This is a genomic window from Flavobacterium sinopsychrotolerans, from assembly GCF_900110375.1.
Lineage (GTDB): Bacteria > Bacteroidota > Bacteroidia > Flavobacteriales > Flavobacteriaceae > Flavobacterium > Flavobacterium sinopsychrotolerans.
Map to the genome: position 1 here is coordinate 517,763 of NZ_FODN01000002.1, position 20,882 is coordinate 538,644.

At 33.4% G+C, this 20,882-nt stretch carries 13 protein-coding genes; 10 read left to right on the forward strand and 3 right to left on the reverse strand.

The features are described 5' to 3' along the window. The 6 genes from BMX64_RS06440 (at position 1) to BMX64_RS06465 (ending at position 9,321) form a co-directional block, all read left to right on the forward strand. Positions 1–828: an alpha/beta hydrolase gene (locus BMX64_RS06440; protein ID WP_091169051.1), complete on the forward strand. Its 828-nt coding sequence runs from the start codon at positions 1–3 to the stop codon at positions 826–828. A 10-nt stretch (positions 829–838) separates the two neighbouring features. Continuing rightward, positions 839–2,677: an outer membrane protein assembly factor BamB family protein gene (locus BMX64_RS06445; RefSeq protein ID WP_091168689.1), complete on the forward strand. Its 1,839-nt coding sequence runs from the start codon at positions 839–841 to the stop codon at positions 2,675–2,677. Between the two features lie 141 nt (positions 2,678–2,818). Beyond that, positions 2,819–4,300: a glycoside hydrolase family 10-like protein gene (locus tag BMX64_RS06450; RefSeq protein WP_091168693.1), complete on the forward strand. Its 1,482-nt coding sequence runs from the start codon at positions 2,819–2,821 to the stop codon at positions 4,298–4,300. 13 nt (positions 4,301–4,313) lie between these two features. Continuing rightward, positions 4,314–6,818 (forward strand): beta-N-acetylhexosaminidase, encoded by a 2,505-nt coding sequence (locus BMX64_RS06455; protein WP_091168697.1) that lies wholly within the window; start codon positions 4,314–4,316, stop codon positions 6,816–6,818. A gap of 5 nt (positions 6,819–6,823) precedes the next feature. Next, entirely contained in the window at positions 6,824–8,128 is a 1,305-nt protein-coding gene (locus BMX64_RS06460) for a serine hydrolase domain-containing protein (RefSeq protein ID WP_091168701.1), read from the forward strand. Between the two features lie 44 nt (positions 8,129–8,172). Then, entirely contained in the window at positions 8,173–9,321 is a 1,149-nt protein-coding gene (locus tag BMX64_RS06465) for an exo-beta-N-acetylmuramidase NamZ family protein (RefSeq protein WP_091168705.1), read from the forward strand. Between the two features lie 593 nt (positions 9,322–9,914). Here the strand turns inward: BMX64_RS06465 and BMX64_RS06470 are convergent. Both BMX64_RS06470 and BMX64_RS06475 read right to left on the reverse strand, forming a co-directional pair. Continuing rightward, positions 9,915–11,249: a sensor histidine kinase gene (locus BMX64_RS06470; RefSeq protein WP_091168708.1), complete on the reverse strand. Its 1,335-nt coding sequence runs from the start codon at positions 11,247–11,249 to the stop codon at positions 9,915–9,917. Position 11,250: 1 nt separating this feature from the next. Continuing rightward, a complete protein-coding gene (locus BMX64_RS06475; RefSeq protein WP_091168712.1) occupies positions 11,251–12,594 on the reverse strand; it encodes a sigma-54-dependent transcriptional regulator in 1,344 nt (447 codons plus the stop codon). A gap of 203 nt (positions 12,595–12,797) precedes the next feature. Between BMX64_RS06475 and BMX64_RS06480 the strand changes: the two genes are divergently transcribed. The 4 genes from BMX64_RS06480 to BMX64_RS06495 are packed head-to-tail and all read left to right on the forward strand — an operon-like array spanning position 12,798 to position 18,555. Next, a complete protein-coding gene (locus tag BMX64_RS06480; RefSeq protein ID WP_244273240.1) occupies positions 12,798–14,057 on the forward strand; it encodes an efflux RND transporter periplasmic adaptor subunit in 1,260 nt (419 codons plus the stop codon). A gap of 56 nt (positions 14,058–14,113) precedes the next feature. After that, the gene (locus BMX64_RS06485) at positions 14,114–14,827 is read left to right on the forward strand and encodes an ABC transporter ATP-binding protein (protein ID WP_091168717.1); all 714 of its coding nucleotides are present in this window, start codon (positions 14,114–14,116) and stop codon (positions 14,825–14,827) included. 4 nt (positions 14,828–14,831) lie between these two features. Further along, complete coding sequence (locus tag BMX64_RS06490) at positions 14,832–17,261, forward strand: ABC transporter permease (RefSeq protein ID WP_091168721.1); 2,430 nt, start codon at positions 14,832–14,834, stop codon at positions 17,259–17,261. Then, positions 17,254–18,555, forward strand: a complete 1,302-nt coding sequence (locus BMX64_RS06495; protein ID WP_091168725.1) for a TolC family protein — start codon at positions 17,254–17,256, stop codon at positions 18,553–18,555. The genes BMX64_RS06490 and BMX64_RS06495 overlap by 8 nt, the downstream gene beginning before the upstream one ends. Before the next feature lie 184 nt (positions 18,556–18,739). On the opposite strand, the gene BMX64_RS06500 is transcribed toward BMX64_RS06495, so the two are convergent. Next, on the reverse strand, positions 18,740–20,209 hold the full coding sequence (locus BMX64_RS06500; protein ID WP_091168729.1) for a glycoside hydrolase family 130 protein: 1,470 nt from the start codon (positions 20,207–20,209) through the stop codon (positions 18,740–18,742). Positions 20,210–20,882 lie beyond the last annotated feature (673 nt).

Here is a 20,882-nt window from a genome sequence, read left to right on the forward strand (position 1 = left end):
ATGAAAAAAACAATCTGTATAGTACTCTTATTCTTAGTATTTTTTTCTGCCAAAGCTGCTAAGGTTGACACCATACAAGTTTTTAGCGCTTCGATGAAAAAAAACATAAAGACCTGCGTAATAGTTCCCGATAATTATAAAAAAAACAAGAAAAAGTTTCCAGTGGTTTACCTTCTTCATGGCTATAGCGGAAATTATGCAACTTGGGTAAAAAGTTTTAAAGACGTTTCGATACAGGTTGATAAATATGGTTTTATAGCCATTGGTGTGGACGGAAATTACTCCAGTTGGTATTTTGACAGTCCAATTGATCCCACTTTTAAATATGAAACGTACGTAATTGATGAATTAATTCCTTTTATTGATCAAAAATACAAAACCATTGCTAATCGAGAAGGTAGAGCAATATCAGGACTTAGTATGGGTGGTCATGGAGCGCTGTATCTATCGCTCAAGCATCAAGATGTATTTGGAGCGGCAGGTAGTATGAGCGGAGGTGTTGATATTCGTCCGTTTCCTGAAAAGTGGGATATAAAAAAGCGTCTGGGTACAATAACTAAGTTCCCTGAAAATTGGGACAAAAACACAGTTGTTAATATGCTTGGGTTATTAGAAAGCAACAATCTAAAACTTATTATTGATTGTGGTGTTGATGATTTTTTTATTGATGTAAACAGGGAACTTCATACAAAGATGCTTGCTTTAAAAATAAATCATGATTATATAGAACGTCCAGGAAAACACAATATTGAATATTGGGAAAACGCTTTAAAGTTTCAAATGCTATTTTTTTATAACTATTTTAACGATACGGTAAAAACAAACTAAATAAGTACTCATGAAATATCTATATTCCAAAATATTATTGATTTTCATAATCGCATCTGGATTTTCTCAAAAAATAGAAAAATCTGGAAATATCAAGTTTGTACAACTTACTGATTTGCATGTTTCTGTGGGGAACGAAAATGATTTTTTGTTGCAAAATATTGTAAAAGAAATCAATAATTCGGATCATGAATTTATTGTAGTAACTGGGGATTTGACTAATCGTGGTGCTGATGATGAACTAAAACAGGTTCATTCCATTCTTGCAAATTTAAAAATCCCATATTATGTAATTTCTGGAAATCACGAGACGAATTGGAGCGAAAGCGCTGGTTTGACGTATAAAAAACTATGGGGTAACGATAGATTTGTTTTCTCAAAAGGTGAGTATCTTTTTATAGGATTTCCGTGTGGGCCTTACATGAAAATGGGAGATGGTTTTGTAAAGCATGAAGATGTACTTTGGCTCGATAAAACATTAAAAGACAGCCTTACAAATAGCAATAAAAAAGTCTTGAATTTTGCACATTACCCATTGGACAATAGTGTCAGTAATTATAAAGAGGTACTTTCTGTTTTAGAAAAACACCCTACTGTTGCTAGTTTTTGTGGTCATGGGCACACGTTGAAAAAATATGATTTCTCTGGTTTGAGCGGTATTATGGGAGCATCTATTACTTCGCGTGATGGAAAGACAAAAAGTTATAATGAGGTTATCATAAGTAACGATAGTATTAGTATTTATCAAAAAGAAATAGAAAAACCAAGTGTTTTTAAATTTTCAGTTCCATCTAAACCTTCAAAAATTGAAATTATAAATGATAATTTAAGAACTGATTTCCCTCCTTTTATAAAAGATATTGCGTCAATTTATAATGTTCCCTATTTTGATAAAAAGAATGTTTATTTTACTAATTCTATTGGGGAGATACAATCAGTTAATTTAAAAAAGAAGACCTTAAATTGGAAAATAGAAACAGTGAATTCAATTTATTTTTCACCAATAATTGTAAAGAATACCCTTGTTATTGGAACAATAGAAGGAAATTTGCTAGGATTTAATAAAGATTCGGGCAAGCAAAAATGGAAGATTCCTGTAGGTGGAGTTTTGGTAGGTTCGCCAATTGTCGAAAACAATACACTTTATACAGCGAGTTCTACAGCGTTTATTTGCATCGATGCCGGTAGTGGACAAGTTATTTGGCAAAATAAATTGCCGTTGTCATATTCACAAGGAACCCCTTTGATAGAAGGCGATAAAATTATTTTTGGAACATGGGACACCAATCTTTATTGCTTGGATAAAAATACGGGAGAACTTATTTGGAAGTGGAATAACGGTAATGATAAGCAAGTCTTGTATTCGGCTGGAAACGTAAATGTAGTTTCATCAAAGAGCAGACTTTATTTTGTTACTCCCGAACGGTTCTTGACAATTTTAGAAATAGTAACGGGTAAAACACTTTTGAGAACCTCTAAATGGAAAGTCAGAGAATCCATGGGGAAAAGTCAGGACGGAAAGTGGTTTTATGCTAAAACAATGAATGGGGAACTTTTGAGATTGCCCCTTAATGATGAGTTAGAATTGACCGAAGAAAATTTGATTAACCAAAGTAAGCTTTTGGATTTAAAACTTGGATATGAACATAATCCTGCAGCAATATTAGAAAATAACGGCAAGATATATATTGGAAGTCGAAAAGGGGAGGTTGTTATTGTTGATTCTGAAAAATTTCAGGTTATAAAAGAAATTCGTATAGGAAGTTCCAGTGTAAATGGATTTTCGGTGGATGATAAAGGCAACGTGTGGACGTCGCTTATAGAAGGAGGAATTTATTTATTAGAGTAATTTGGTAGTATATTTTAATAGATAGAAACCTAGCTTAAAAAGTGTGAAAAAGACGAAAATCCTGTTTTTATATGTCAAATTGTTTTTTAGTCACAGTTTATGATAATTTTAAAGAGTATTAAATAACCAAAAATAGTATTTATGAATAGTGTAAAAATTTTAATTCTATTGTTATTGTTTCAAACGAATCTTTTTAGCCAGCAATCGCCAAAAAGAGAAATGCGGGCAGTTTGGATATCTACCGTAGACAATATGGATTGGCCTTCAAAACAAGGCTTATCAGACCAAGAAATGAAGGATGAGATGATAACGCTTTTGGATAATATGCGGTCTTATAATTTGAACACCGTAATTTTTCAAATCCGTCCTACTGCCGATGCCTATTACAAATCGACTAAAGAACCTGCATCACATTGGATCACCGGAATTCAGGGAGTTGCTCCTAGTTTTGACCCGCTCCAATTAATGATTGATGAAGCCGGAAAAAGAGGAATGAATGTTCATGTTTGGCTCAATCCTTATCGTGTACAAAAAGATACGACCAAAGAAGTGCTTGCAAAAACACATTTGTATTTTAAGCAACCAGAGCTATTTGTTACGTATGGAAAAACCAGATATTTTAACCCTGGTTATAAAGAAACTAGGAATTTTGTTTCATCTGTAGTGGGCGAAATAGTTCGAAATTATGACATTCAGGCGATACACATGGACGATTATTTTTATCCTTATAAAATTACAGGACAAGAATTTCCCGACCAAATAGCGTTTGACAAAGAACCACGCCAATTTAAAGACAAAGAGGAGTGGAGAAGAGACAATGTCGATTTGATAATCAAACAAATAAGAGACACCATAATTGCAAATAAACCAGAGGTCGAATTTGGAATTTCACCTTTTGGAGTGTGGCGAAATAAATCTAAGGATTCGGAAGGTTCAAATACTGTGGCAGGAGTTACAAATTATGATGATTTGTATGCTAATATTTTGAAATGGCAAAAAGAAAACTGGATAGACTATGTAACTCCACAACTGTATTGGCATATTGGTTTTGACAGAGCCAATTTTGAAGTTTTGGCAAAATGGTGGGCAACACATAAATACGGAGCAAATGTTTATGTTGGTCATGGTGATTATAAGATTTCGAAAACCGCTAAAGAAGTAGAATGGAGGAGTCCGGACCAAATTGTCAAGCAAATAGAAATGATACGGTCCTTACCTTTAATAGACGGTTCTATGCATTTTACAGCTTCTACTTTATTAAAAAAAGGAGATACGCTTAGAAAACCTCTTATTGGAAAACAATATAAATATATCGCATTAACACCTGAAGCAAATAGAATTACAAGGATAACACCACAGCCGCCAATAAACGCTTTAATTACCCAAAAAGGAGACAAAGCATATCTGACCTGGAAGGCAAGATTGAACAATAAGAAATTCGTGATTTATAGATTTACTAAAGGAAAAATAACTGATTTTTCCAATTCTGAGAATATTTATTATGTAACAACAGCTAAAACATTTGAAGTGACCGATGCTAATTTTAAGAATTACACTTATGCCATTACAGCTTTGAGTCAAACACAAACCGAAAGCATCCCAATAGAATTTATAACAAAATAATAAAGATAAAAAGATGAAAAAAAGTATACTACTACTTGCAGTTTTCTTGATTTCCTTGAATGCGTTACAAGCTCAGAAACTGGATATAATTCCAAAGCCCGTAAAAATAGAACAAAAAGAAGAAGTGTTTGTAATTCCTTCATCGGTGCAAATTATTGTTGATAAAAAATTACAGAAAAGTACCGATTATATAGGAAGCAATTTTTTAAAAAATACAGGTATTGTTCCGATACTCTCTATTGGAAACAAGCATAAAAAAAATGCAATATTATTTCTGGTAGATGAAAAAATAGATCTTCCAAATGATGGTTATGAATTGATTGTAACTAAAAAAGGAGTTCGTGTAAAAGGGAAATCTCCAAACGGAGTTCTGAATGGTTTTCAAACCTTATTACAAATCTGCTCCGCAAAAGAGGTGCAAAAAGGAACAATTCCAGTCGTGAAAATAGAAGATTATCCTCGTTTTGAATGGCGAGGAATGATGCTTGACGTTTCAAGACAGTTTTTTGATAAACAAACGGTCAAAAATTATATTGACTGGCTGGCAGCACATAAAATGAATATTTTTCATTGGCATCTTACAGATGATAATGGTTGGAGAGCCGAAATCAAATCAATGCCAGATTTGACTTTAAAAGGAGCTTGGAGAGGCCCAGGAGAAGTATTGTTACCATCATACGGTTCCGGAAATAAGCGGTATGGTGGTTATTATACTCAAGACGACATCAAAGAAGTGGTGGCCTATGCCTCAGATCGTGGAGTTTCTATTATGCCCGAAATTGAAATCCCGGGACATTCTCGTGCAGTAACGGCCGCTTATCCAGAAATTGGTTGTGTTACAACTCAGGAAACAAAAAGTGTTCAAGGAGAAGTAAAAAATGTATGGTGTGTAGGTCGTGAAGAAAATTATCAAATTTTAGATTCTATTATTAGAGAGTTTACGGAAATGTTTCCTTTTGAATACATCCATGTTGCAGGAGACGAGGTTAATAGAGCTAATTGGGAACAATGCGCAAAATGTAAAGCTTTGATGGAAAAAGAAGGGTATACAGATACTTTTCAACTTCAGAATTATTTCTTTAAGCGTGTTGAAAAAATCGTAGAAAAATACAACAGAAAAACTGCGGGTTGGAACGAAATACTTAAAGGAGGAGAGATGAATCCAAATATAGAAATTTTTGCATGGCAAGGCATAGGTTACGGAATAGAATCTGCTAAAAAAGGACATCCAACAGTTATGATTCCTGGGCAATATACTTATTTTGATATGGCACAATCTGAAAATGAACGTGGTCATCGCTGGGCTGCCATTACAGATACAAAAAGAGTTTATTCGTTTGAACCCATTCCTGAAAACGATCTAACATCCGAGCAGCAAAAATTGATAAAAGGAGTTCAAGGTGCTTTATGGAGCGAGTATCTTGACCGTCCAACACGATTTATGGAATACCAAAGTTATCCAAGAATTAGTGCCTTATCAGAAATTGCTTGGTCTAAAAAAGAAGATAAAAACTGGGATGATTTTTATGGAAGATTAACAAATAGTCATTTACAGCGTTTGGTTAATATGGGAATTGCTTTCAGGGATTTTCCACCTTCCGCAACTTATAAAAGCGGGATCATTACAGTGACACAGCCTTATGAAGGGGCTGTTGTACGCTATGATGCGCAAGGAAATGAACCTACAATACTATCGCCTTTATATACAAACCCAATTCAAACAAAGAGTTACGAGCAATACCGATTCCGTACTTTTTTTAATGAAGATTCAGCAAGTCCTGCTGTAAAAGTAGAGAAACTACCAGTTGCAAGTTGGAATACATCTCAAGTTGAAACGTTGACTATTTCGGAGAATATTTCCGAAAATGTTGATAAAAATGGGATTTGGTACCTAACTTTTAATCCTACAACTGATGCAGCCACTAGTGGGATCGTTAGAACAGTTTCACTTTTTGAAAATGATAAATTGATACAAACATATCCAGAAGAAAAAACACTGAAATCAAAACCACGCCTGCGGTTTTTGATTGAAAATTACAACGAAAAAAATAACTATCGTTTGGATTTTATTGTTGATAATAAAGAAGCAAAAGAATCTTCTGCTAAGGTAAATTTCAATTGTTCACCGTATCAGGAACCTGAAGTGAAAGTTACCTCATCGATGGCTGAAAACCCTAAATTTCCACTTTCAAGATTAGAGGATTATAACATAGAGACTTATTTGCGTACCGATGTTCCATGTGTAAGTGGTGACTGGATTTTATACACTTTCACAAAACCTGTTGCTTCTTCTAAAATTGATGTGTTAACTGGAATTCCCCACCACCCAAGATTTATTGTTAATGATGGTTATGTTGAATATTCATATAACGGTGTAGATTTTGAAAAAGGAGATATTTTTGATTACGGAAACGCATCAATTTATCCAAAACAACCAGTAAAGGCAGTTAGGATCATGATCACAGGGACAAACAACGAATCTCTTATGGCTGCCCAAGATTTGAGAATTAATCCTTAAAAAAAATGAAAAAGATAACAGTTAGACTCACACTTGTTTTTTTGATTTCTTTGGGAATCGGTTGTCGCTCCCTAAAGAATTCAAAAAAATATTTCGATACCAAACAAAAGGAAGTTTACATCGATTCAATGATGAATAATGCGCTGGAAAAAGGATTTTTTCCGGGAGCTCAGATTGTTGTGGGGAGTAAAGATTCTGTTTTTATATTAAAAAATTATGGCTATCATGACACCTCAAAAAAGCAATTAGTTAAAACAGATAACGTATATGATTTGGCTTCTATGTCTAAAGTTTTAGGAGCCACCCTTGTAGCAATGCGTTTGGTTGGAGAGGATAAAATAAATTTAGAAGATAAATTAGGAGAGGTAGTTGCTGTTTACAAAAATACGGCTATTGCCGATTTAACCCTTTTTGAATTACTAACCCATACTAGTGGACTAAAATCTGGGATTACTTTTTATCAAAGCTTGCTGTCTACAACCGATGGGTCACCTTTGTTAAGCAATCAACAATCGGCTGGTTATCCTAATTCATTTGATGCTATGTATGTAAATAAAAACATTGTTTACGATACAAAATACCTTGCTTTTGAACCAAAGGAGAATTATGTTCAGATTTATAAAAATATGTGGTTAAATCCTGAGTTTTATAAAACGGTTTATGGAAGAATAGCTTTGGCTAATAACAATCCTCGCGGCAACTACTTGTATAGTGATTTGAATTTGATTCTTGTACAACAAATGATGGAGGCAAAAACTGGTATAACACTGGATCAACTGGCGAAAGAAATTTATAGCGAATTAGGCATTTCAAAAATTGGATACAATCCGTTGAAATGGACTTCTGAGGAAAATGTAATACCAACCGAAATTGACAATTTTTTTAGGAAAGATACCATTAAGGGATTTGTACACGATGAGGCTGCTGCCATTTTAGGAGGAGTTTCTGGAAACGCAGGCTTATTTGCAAACGCAGCATCAATCTCGGTAATTTGCCAGATGTTACTTAACAATGGGAAGTATCATGGAAAACAAATTCTAAAAGCAAAGGTTGTTGCAGCGTTTACAAAATCTCCTCTTGCCAAAAAAGGAATTTATCGAGGGCTTGGTTTTGATAAACGAAAACCAGATGCCTTTTATAAAAAAAGTGATTTTGGGCATACGGGGTATACAGGGACTTTTTTCTTTTTGAATCCCAATAACAATAAGTTTTTGATTATTCTTACCAATCGTGTAAATCCTTCTCGAACCAACAGGCTAATGTATAAAGATGATTTTTCTTCAAAAATTTGGAAACAAATAAACAATTAAAAAAGTATAATGAGGGAGAATAAACAAATAAAAGGATTGACTCTATGAAAAAACTAATATTAATTTGCGTATTAATTACAACAGTTTCTTTTGCACAAAAAATAAAAACAGGAGCAGAGAATTATACCCAATATTTGCCTTTTTTGAAAGGTAAAAACATTGGTGTTGTAACCAATCAGACTGGTATTATTGACAATAATACCCATTTGGTTGATTTTTTGATCGAAAAAAAAATAAAGATAAAAACCATTTTTGCTCCAGAGCACGGATTTAGGGGTACTGCCGATGCTGGGGAGCAAGTATCTGATGAAATCGATACAAAAACAGGTCTGTCGATTGTTTCCCTTTATGGAAAAAACAATAAACCAAGTCCAGAACAATTGAAAAATATTGATGTCATGGTTTTTGATCTACAAGATGTAGGAACAAGGTTATTTACCTACGTTTCTACAATGCATAGAATAATGGAAGCGTGTGCTGAAAATAATATTCCGCTAATTATAATGGACCGCCCTAATCCAAATATTGCTATTGTGGACGGTCCGGTTTTGGATATTGCTTTTCAAAGTGGAATTGGTATGCACCGAACTCCTTTGCTTCATGGAATGACTCTAGGCGAAGAAGCTAAAATGATTAATGGAGAAAAATGGCTAAAAGATGGAATTCAATGTAAATTGACTGTTATTCCATGTCTGAACTACAACAGAAGCATGAGTTATAGTTTACCTGTTAGGCCTTCTCCTAATTTGCCCAATGATCAATCGATCAATTTATATGTTAGCCTATGTCTTTTTGAAGGTACTAATGTAAGTATGGGGCGTGGAACTGAAAAACAATTTCAAATTTATGGCTCGCCCTATTTACCAAAAAGCGATTTTGCATTTACTCCCAAACCCAATTTTGGAGACAAAGCGCCTTTGTATAATAATGTAGAATGTAATGGTGAGGATTTATCCGAAATACCCAGAATTAACAAACTGGAAATTAAATGGCTCATTAAAGCGTATCAAACAACTGCGGATAAATCAAAATTTTTCGACAAAAGAAAGTTTTCCATACGAGCTGGAAATGAAAAATTACAACAGCAAATTGAGTTAGGAATTTCTGAAGAAGAGATTAGAAACAGCTGGAAAGAAGGTTTAGAAAGCTTCAAAAAAATAAGAAAGCAGTATCTAATTTATAAAGAAAATTAAAAAGAGATGAACATGAAAAAATATTACTCCTCTTTTTATTATTCTTATTTTTATTTACCAATTTGCGCACAGGAATTTCGTTTAATTCCGCAGCCAGTGTGTAAATTGCAATGATATTGACCACCCAATTCCAATTCAAAATGACCACCTCCATTGAAATAATTAATAAAAAAGTAGTTTTTATTAATTATTTCAATGGAGGTGGATTTTTTAAACTTCAAAATAAAAATAATACTTCTCTAACGTATTTCTTGAAAGAGATAAGTTAGGACTTATAAATGCCTTACTTTTTCCGTTACAAAAGAATTTAATTGCTTTTCTAATTTTACTCAGATCAGCTGTTTTGTTATCCATAATCCGTATTTTTTTTAGCATTTTGGCACTTGTGGCAGTTGGGCAAGTTTAAGACAAAAGATTAGCAACGCAAGACTACTTTTTTCAAATTGAAATAGAAAGGATTTCTAAGCGCTATTTTATTGAAATTTTCTTCAAATCCTGTAGAAAAATGTTTTGTAAACAGGTTCGTAAGGACCACAAAAAACGCTATTAGTTCTAATGGAGTTTTGTGGCCCTATATTTTTTCTGTTTTTAGATTAATCATCAACGAGACAAATTAGGAAAGTGGTTTTTCCATCTTCCTTTCTGTAGGCTAGATAACCGCCATGAGCTTCTATAATGCTTTTGGATAAAGTCAAACCAATTCCGGCACCCTCTTTACGAGTGGTGAAAAAGGGTAAGAATATTTTATTTTCTATTTCTTTTTCGATGCCTTTTCCATTATCGGTAATCATAATAAAAATTCTCTTTTCTTTGGCTTCTGCCGAAATAACAATCTGTTTTTTTTCTGTATCTGTCAAGGCATGAATGCAATTAGTCAAAAGATTAATCAATACTTGTTCCATTTGTTGCATGTCAACATTTAGCCAGCGGTCGAAAGAAATCGTGTTTATAACTTGTATTTGTTCTTTTTTGAAGATTGAAGCCATGATTTGAAAACTGTTTTCAATCCATTTTGATAATTCTGTTTTTTCTTTTTTAGGAGAAGGTAACATGGCCAGTTTGCGATAACTTTCTACAAATTGCTGTAAATGGTCGCTTCGTCTCAACATTGTGGTAACACTGCTTTTCATATCATCTAAATCTTCCGCTGAAATGGTTTCCTGTTGAACTAAATCTTGTAAATTTTGAGAAAGTGATCGAATAGGAGTAATCGAATTTAAAAGCTCATGCGAGATCACCTTCATCAAATTGCTCCAGGCTTCTTTCTCTTTTTTCTCAATTACATTCTGAATTGAATCCAGTGAAACAATAAAATAATCCTGATTGTAAATTTCACTTCTGGAAGTCTGCATCAGAAATGTTTGTGTGTCTTGCTGATTAACACGTATTTCTAATGACGTTTTAATTTCTTGAAAATCCTGCTGTTCAATAATTTCACATAGAGAAGGCAACTGATTTCTCAAGTATTTCCATTTAGAAACTTTTGGTACATCAAAATGTTTAGAAAAATAGTCATTCATCAAAAAAATATTCCAGTCGTTTCTATCTTTTTGCAGAATAATAATTCCCGTTTCGATATTATTTAGAATAGAACGATACACAATATCTTTTGAAACCTGTTCGTTTTCTTTACTTTTCAGCGTTTCATACAACTTGAATAAGTTAGAATAATTTTGATACGATTTATGTTTGGAAAAATCCGAGGTGAAATCATTTTGCAAAATGGAAGCAATTGTTCTGTCGTAAAGCAGAAAGGCATTTTTAACATAAAAATACATTTCTACTATAAGTAAGAAAACCATAAAAAGACCAAATACAGCTGTGAACACCAATCCTTTTTGAAAAAGAAAGATGGAAATTCCAGCAACGGAAAGAATAAAAATTAATCTAAGAAAAAGAAGTTGGTAGATTTTCAAGAATTTAAACATATTAGTTGATGTTATATTTTTCTAAACGTCGGTATAATGCGCCTCTGGACAATCCCAATTCCTCAGCGGTTTTACTGATATTGTTGTTGTTCTTGAACAATATTTTTTCGATGGCTGTTTTTTCGACAGCCGAAAGTTGAATATCGTCTTGGTTTTCTTCGTAAGTTGTTATTTGCTCCAAATCCAAGTCCGATACAGTAATTCGATTGTTCTCGCAAAGAATCACCGCACGCTCTATTCGGTTCTCCATTTCCCGGATGTTTCCGTTCCAAGCATGTTTTTCGATTTGTTCCAATGCTTTTTCGTCAAAAGTGATTTCATCCCGTCCGTATTTAGCCATCATTTTTTGCAAGAGATAGTGTGCCAATGGGATTTTATCTTCGTCTCGTTCTCGCAATGGAGGCAAGATGATTTCCATAGTGTTGATGCGATAATACAAATCTTCACGAAAATTTTTATCGGTAACTTCTTGTTTTAAATCCGCGTTTGTAGCCGTGATAATGCGGACATTTAAAGGTCTCGCTTTTGATTCTCCTAATCGGGTTACTGTTTTGGTTTGAATAACCTGCAAGAGTTTAGATTGTAAATGCAATGGGACATTTCCTATTTCATCCAAAAAAATAGTTCCGTTTTGAGCCATCTCAAAACGTCCGGGAGTATCGATCTTGGCATCTGTAAAAGCGCCTTTGGCATAACCAAATAATTCGCTTTCAAAAATATTGGAATTCAAAGAACCCAAATCAACATGAATAAAAGGATTATTTTTCCGCTCCGATTGGCAATAAATATGATGTGACAACACGAATTTACCGGTTCCGTTCTCGCCAAGGATTAAAACATTAGCATCGGTTTTGGCAACTTTATCTGCCAATGAATACGCCTTTTTTATAACGTCTGAATTACCAACAAAGAATTCGTCTACAATCCCAATATCATTTGATTTCTTACGCTCTTTCCTGCTTTTATCAACAGCTTGCTTAACAATGCTAAGTAATTTTTCGTTTTCCCAAGGCTTTAAAATATAATCAAAAGCACCTGCTTTTAAACCTTCCACGGCCGTTTCAACCTTGCCAAAAGCAGTCATCAAAATGACTACAGTCTTTGGTGAAAGCGTTTTTATTTCTCTTAATAAATACAAACCCTCTTTACCATCCTCAAACCCAATTCTGTAATTCATGTCGAGTAAAACCACATCAATGGTCTTTTTTGCTAATAATTCAACTACATTTTTCGGATTATTGAGCGTATATATGTTTTCAAAATGTTTTTTAAGGAGCATTTTGGAAGCAAAAAGAATGTCTTCTTGGTCGTCTATGATTAAAATTGAGGCGTTGGTCTTTTTCATTCGAGGCTAATATTTGTTTTTTTTTGGAAAATGGAATCATTTTTCTTCATTTTGAATTTTAATTTGGAATCCAAATGATTTCATGACTGTTCGGTTTCGGACAAAAGGTGTTCGATAATGAACACCTTTAAAATTTCATTAAAAATAAAAACTTAAAAATAAGGCTGTTACAAAGTTTAAATTATTGGCATAAAAATCCCTTTATGGTAGACAAATCATCAACAATGGACACCGTAATCAAAGGTAAAACTAACAAAAATAAGTATCTTTTAATCGCTTTGCCAATTATCTTAGTCATCGGGTATTTTGTCTTTACTTCTGCGACCAAAAAAAGAAGTTTGAATGTAAAAAAAGTTGAAATTACGATTAAGACGGTTGAAAATAGTTTTTTTGAAGATTTTATGTCTTTTCAGGCAAAAGCCGTTCCTTTAAATTCAATGTTAATTAATATCATTGAAGGTGGAGCCGTTCAGGAAATATTTGTGGAAAATGGAGATATGGTTATAAAAGGCCAACCACTCGCTAGATTATACAATCCTAATGCAGAGCTAGCGTATATGCAACAGGAAACAGCGATTATCGAACAAATTAATAATTTGAACAAAGCCAAACTCGATCTGAGAAATCAGGAATTAAATTTAGAAAAAGATTTGATCGCAATAGAACACGATTATCTTGATGCTAAAAATTTATTCGATTTAAATAAAAAACTTTTTGAACAAGAAATACTTTCTAAAAACGAATGGGAAAAGACCCTAGAGAACTATCGTTTTCAAAAGGAGCGGATGAATATCATCAAACAAAGTGTCAAAAAAGAAAAACTGGCGAATCAAATTCAGATCGTGCAACTCAACCAATCCATTGGCATCATCAATAAAAGTTTGGGAATTTTGAGAATGAATAAAAAGAATTTCCTAATCACAGCACCAATTTCCGGAAGACTTTCGTCCTTTGAACCTATACTCGGGAAAACCTATGCGCAAAATACAAGTATTGGTTCTATTGATGACAGGAAAGGCTATAAATTGATAGCTGATATAGATGAGTTTTATTTGGACAGAATTGCAGAGAAACAAAAAGGAACGGTGGATTTTGAAAACAAAGTCATCGAAGTTCAAATAACCAAAGTAATTCCCGAAATCAAAAACGGAAGGTTTCAAGTGGAATTGGATTTTGTTTCCTCTGAAAAACTGGATTTAAAACAAGGATTGAGTTTTGGAGTTAAATTAAATCTATCGGAAAAAATAAAGACGGTAGTGCTTTCCAAAGGAAGTTTTTATGAAGAAACCAATGGGAAATGGATTTTTGTGGCGAACGGAAATAAGGCAGAAAGAAGACCAGTCAAACTGGGGAGAGAAAATCCGTTATATTATGAAGTCCTTGGCGGATTGAAAGCTGGCGAAAAAGTAATCACGTCATCGTACAAAGATTATAAACAGGCGGAAATATTAAATTTAGAATAAGAAATAGCAATAAATAACTAGATAAAAATAGCATCAATCAAAAAATGAATAATAGTATGATTCAAATTAAAAATCTTTCAAGAGTATTCAGAACCGAAGAATTGGAGACCAAAGCATTAAGTGAAGTTTCTTTAACCATTAATCAAGGTGATTTTGTGTCCATCATGGGACCTTCGGGAAGCGGAAAATCTACTTTATTGAATATAGTTGGATTGCTCGACAGCGCTTCCAATGGAAGTTATCAATTGCTAAACCAAGAAATGATTGGGCTAAAAGAGAAAGAAAAATCGAAAGCCAGAAAAGAGAACATTGGCTTTATTTTTCAGAATTTCAATTTGATTGACGAATTATCGGTTTATGATAATATTGAATTGCCATTGATTTACAATAAGGTTTCTTCTTCTGTAAGAAAGGAAAAGGTTTTAGCAATTGCCGATAAATTAGGGATTTTACACCGATTAAAACATTATCCACAACAGCTTTCCGGAGGACAACAACAGCGTGTAGCCGTGGCAAGAGCCTTAATTAACGATCCGAAAATCATCCTTGCCGATGAACCTACAGGAAATCTAGACAGCAAAAACGGAAATGAAGTCATGGAACTTTTAACCGATTTACATGCCAATGGAGCCACAATCCTGATGGTAACGCACTCTGATTATGATGCGTCTTTTTCTCAAAAAACCATTTTGATGAAAGATGGAATGATACTTTCAGAAAAAGTTAATAACAGGAACGTGGATGTATTAGTAACGGAATCTAAAAACTAAAATAATGCTAAAAAATTGGATAACTATATTTTTATACCACCTCAAAAATAATAAGCTATTTGCTGCCTTGAATGTTTTAGGATTGGCAATAGGAATTGCGGGATTGATTTTTGCTTTGCTGTATTGGAACGATGAGCAAAGTTATAACGCTTGGAATCCTGAAAAAGAAAAAATATTTCAAGTATTGGTTGAAATGGCTGATGGTAAAGTCTTAGCTAATCAACCACCAATATTAAAATCTTTGTTAGAACAAGATCCTGAAATTGAAACTATTTTATTTTCGAAAGGGGATTATGTAAATGACCGGATTTACTATAACGAAAAGAGTGTAGAGCTTGATAAAATCATTAATGTACAAAGTACTTTCTTTTCGTTTTTTCCTTTTAAAATTATCAAAGGAGACGCTATTTCAGCTTTAAAAGATGAAACTAGTATTGCCATTTCGGAAGATATTGCCAAGAGAGTTTTTGGTGACGAAAACCCTATTGGTAAACAAGTAAAAGTATTTTATGGGATGTTTGTTGTTCGCGCAGTCTACCAGATTCCTGGGAATTCATCTATTGCTCCAGAGCTGTTGATTGACAGGATAGGGAGGGATTTTGATTCAAATAAAGTTCAAAGAGATATTTTTAATTTTAAAGTGTTTTTAAAACTAAAAGATCCTTCTAAAGCAGAGGACATCAAAAAGAAGATTGAACAAATATATTACAATGAGTTAACGTTAAACAATGCGAAAGAACAAGGAATTACCCCCGATGAAGTAATTAAAAGAGATGGGCGTATTAAAATTATTTTGGAACCGCTCTCTAGAGCCAGATTACACTCCGTTGTTGATGGCTATCCAGAGGGGAGAGGCAACTATCAGTTTCTACTGATAATGGCTGGTTTATCTGTTTTAATTCTCATCTTATCCATTGTCAATTATGTCAATATGGCTACGGCCAATGCCATAAAACGAGCCAAAGAAGTGGGTGTGCGTAAAATAGTTGGTGCATCAAGAGGCAATATTATTAGTCAATTCATTTTCGAAACGATCCTTATGAGTTCGTTTTCAATTTTATTGGGATTGGTAATTGTAGAATTAGGATTGCCTTATTACAATGAATTTTTAGAAAAAGAACTAATAATAAAAGGAAGTGAATTTTATTTGCAATTACTTGTGATTTTTATGATTACAGTTATGGTTGCAGGGATATTTCCAGCGGTTTATGTTTCCAATTTTGAAACCTTAAAAGTATTGAAAGGGAATTTCGGAAGAAGTAAAAGTGGCGTTTGGTTACGCAATGGTATGCTGGTTTTACAATTTTCTATTGCGACATTTTTTATTATTGGATCTCATATTGTCTATCAGCAAGTCAACTATTTAAGCAATAAAGATCTTGGATTTAAGGGAGATCAAGTAATGTCTATAACATTTACTCCTCCTGCTTCAGACTATTATCAGGAAGCGCCTTTATTACAAAATATATTCAATAGATATATTACTATCAAACGGGAATTATCTAAGATTAAAGGTGTTGAACAGGCTTCGACAGGTATAGTTAAGTTTGGTGATGGTGCAATGTCTTCAAACGTTGCATATAAAGAGGTAAACTTTCAAGGACAAAATATGGCCGTTGATTTTGGTATGCTTGACATGATGAAAATTAAAGTCATAAAGGGCAGAGGTCTTGACGAAAAATTTGCTAGTGACACAATTAATTCAGTTATCATAAATGAAACGGCTCTCAAAATGATGAAAGAGAAAAATCCGTTAGGAAAAGAAATTGAATTGCTTGGGAAAAAATTAAAAATAGTTGGAGTCGTAAAAGATTTCAATCTATTTAGTCCAGAAGACCAAGTTCCGCCAATGACAATTTTTCATGCTACTTCCTTCAATATGTCTTACTCGGCCATTCGTCGAGTGTACGTAAAACTAAAAGGGGATGATATGGAAAATACCATTGCCGATATCGAGAAATTATGGGCTTCTAAAGTGAATACGGAATACCCTTTCAAATATGATTTCGTTGATAAAGAGTATGCTAGAACATATGAAACTTACGTCAAACAAAAGAACCTCTTTTCATTGTTAAATATTGTTGTAATTGGTATTGCGCTTTTCGGGCTGTTTGCTTTGGCTTCTTATTCTATTCAAAGTCGTATGAAAGAAATTGCCATCCGGAAAACTTTGGGTGCTGAAACCAATACTTTGTTGAAAGAATTATCAAAACAGTATATTTTGTATTGCGCAATCGGGTTTTTAATCGCTTTGTTTCCGGTCTATTATTTGTTGAACAAATGGCTCGAAAATTTTGCCTTTAGGATTGACATGACTGTATTTCCATTCATTTTTGGATTCATCATACTATTAATTTTGACATTGGTAATTGTACTTTCAAAAGCTTATCAGGCAACAAAAACAGATGTTTTGAAATATTTAAAATATGAATAGAAAAATAGTTATAACAGTTTTATTTTTAATGTTTTGTGCTTTAGCAAGCGGCCAAGAAAACCCTTGGTCGCTTACAAAGTGTATGGAAATGGCTTTGCAAAATAATATCGAAATAAAAATTAGGCAACTTGAAATAAAAAGAATCCAGAAATCACAAAATTCGGTTTTAAATCGAATGTTACCGGTTATTAATTTATATGGTGAACAAGGCTATAATTTTGGTTCCACCATTGATCCTTCGACTAATGGAAGAGTAAGTTCCAATATTCAGAATGATAATTTCTACCTGAATGCAAGAACGAATCTGATTGATTTTAGTGCTTTTGCGAATGCTCAAAAAGATAAAATCAATATTGAGCAAGTAAAAGCAGAGAAAGAAGTAGTAGAAAACGAATATAAATTGCAGATTTTGGAAAGCTATTATCAAGTACTTTACGCACAGGAATTGTTGAAAATCCAAAAAGAGCAATTCAAGCAAGCTTCATTCAACCTGGACAGAATAACTAAAGAAGTGACTATTGGCAGTAAACCTCAAAGTGATTTGTATGATATGCAATTGAGCTTTTCGGAGGAAGAAAACCGAAATCTGGAAACCGAACAATTGTATGCTATTAAAAAAATACAGTTATTCCAATTGATGAATATTACGGATGTGGCGACCGATGAAGTGGTATTAGAACCTTATTTAAATGAACGAACTATAGATTCTGATAATGAGTTGTATAGTCCTAAAATAAAACTTGCCGAGCTCAATCATCAAAACAGTTTAAAGTCGATTCGTTTAGAAAGAGCTAGTAATTATCCGGTACTGTCAGCCTATTATGGGTATTCTACTTTTTATTATAAAAATATAAAACAAGCAAATGCCAACACAGATTCTTTTTTCAATCAATTAGAAGATAATAAAAGCCAACAAGTTGGTATGCAATTGAGCGTTCCAATTTTCAATGGCTTTAGAAATAGCAAAAAAATCAGTGCATCAAAAATAGCAGGTGATCAGACAAAACTCGCCATAGAAAAGGAAAAACAACTGTTAGACAAACAAGTCGCATTGGAAGAACAAAATAAAAAGAATTATTTACAACTTCAGCATAAATTGATGGAGAAAGAAAAGTATGCTAAGGCTTCTCTAGCCACTACGCAAGCTAAATTTATAAGCGGTAAAGTGGAAGCCATTTTATATTCCTCAGTTAAAAATCAATCTCTTTCAGCTGAGTATGAAGTGTTGAAAAATGATCTTCAATTACAATACATTGACTTGAAAATAAATCTGTTGAGAAAGAATCGGTTCTAAAAATAAAGACTAAATTTTATGGCTAAATTATTTAATTATTGTAGGAAAGATTGAGAATATTTTTGTAATGCTCACCAAAAATTTATAAACCGACAAGCTATTTTATAAGTTTTTATACGATTATTCAAATAATTTCACCTCTTGTCAATGAAATCAGTAACAAGATTAACGCCTTAGCTTTAAGTTAGGATTTACTTTTCTTCAAAGCTTCGATTAATTCTACTAAATCGACTACACCATAAGTAGATGAATAGTCTGAGACTGCATAAGGTAATATTAGGCTGCTGTTATGAATAATCGAACCGCATGAATACACTACATTAGGAACATAGCCTTCCCGTTCATCCTCCAGTGGTGAGAGTAAGGGTTCACTAAGTCTTCCAATTTCCTTTGAAGGGTCATCAAGATCAAAAAGCGAAGCACCAATGCAATATCGTCTCATGGCACCTACACCATGAGTAATTACTAACCAGCCTTCATCGGTCCAAAGTGGCGATCCACAATTTCCAATTTGTGTATATTCCCATGGATAACGCGGCTCTTGGATGATAACGGGATTGTTCCATTGGTTCGGTCTATCGGAATACATAAGGTAATTGTTAACACCATCAATTCTAGATAGCATAGCATACTTGCCTTTAATTTTTCTAGGGAATAATGCCAGGTTTTTATTTTGAGCACCAGTTCCATATAAGGGCATTACGCGGAACGTATAAAAGTCTTCAGTAGAAATAAGCTTCGGAAGTATGGCATGACCATTATAGGCCGTGTAGGTAGCCATTACTCTATCTGATTTATCATCGTCAACAAAACGGACAAAACGAGCATCTTCAATACCACGGCTTTCAGAATCTGATATTGGAAATATAACACGTTCGGTGATATCAGAATCGTGTTTGAATTGTAAATCATAAAATGAATCCGCTAGCCAAATCACTTCTTCGAGTGCTGTTCTCCTCTCCTGACGAATCATTGGATCACATAAAGCTTTATTTACTATACTTTTTAATATGGCATATTCAAATTCTTGTGGCAGATCCTGCATAATACGGGTTGAGTATTTGTCAGAAGTGTGCATTTCTGCCAATTTTATCAAAAATCGTTCTTTGTTGTATAAGGTTTTGTGTACTATTTCTGCTTTATCAATGTTATTGCCAATTTTCATCACTTGGAGATCGTTATTCATATCTAGGATTCCCCTTCTAAATACAATTGACGAGATATGACCTTCACCGGTGGCACGGAAAGAAAGGATAATCCTTTTTTCGCCTTTTTCGAGACCCGATTGATCGAAATCTTCCACAATAGAAGGATTAAAAATGGCTGCGGATTCTATTGCATACTCCATAGTACAGTAAGATCCGATAAGCATCTTTCGTTCCAATGAGAGCTTGTCATAGTTAATTTGCATTCCTTCGATTATGCCTTTAATTTTTTCGCAATGCCGAAAAAATATGCTTGAAATATTTCGATGTCTTCTTGCAAACTCACGAAGTGTATGTTCTAAGGTATCTACGACTTGTTTTTCATTCAACAACATAATATGGCTGACCATTTTTTGTGTCCTCTGATCACCATTCATAAAATATCGGGCGACAACTCTCTTTGAATCAGGGATAAATGTTATTTTTTTTCGGATTACAGGAACTCGCATAGCTTTATTTTTAAATTATAATAAAATAAATACGCTTTTTTATGTAGTGATAAAAGCCGTTCGGTACTGTCGCTTCACAGCTAGGCTCTATTTTAGATGAACCTACAATTTAGGACGAAACACTTTAAAAAATTCGAAATTTTGGAAGCTGAAACTTCAATAAAACGTTATATTCAAAATTACAAAAAAACAATGAAATAATTGTAAGTGTTTGTTTTTCAGTGTTAAAAAAAATAGTCTGATTATTTACTACGAACAAATTTTAATTATTGATGCCGATTAATTGTTGTAGGGAATCAAAGCTACTTCAGTGATTTATGTTCCTGTTGCATACTCCCCGCATTTTTTTTGAAAGTTTTTGAAAAATATTTCAGATAATTAATTCCTGATCCACTAACATGATCCACAAGGAACTCAAAAACTCCTAAAGAATTAAGGAATTTTTTTATGCATTAATATTTATCTTGGAAATAGTGGATATAGAAATAAATACTGAATGGCGAGTTAAGAAAAATTTAAACCAAACTTAAGAATTTTTTTCTTTATCAGTAATTTTACAGGCATTGCAAAAAGTACGCAGAAATATAGTTAAAATCTATTCGTACTGCGTATCGTATAAAATTTGTCTATTTAGATGTTTTGGGGCTTAACAGTGCCATAGTTTGAAAAGTAC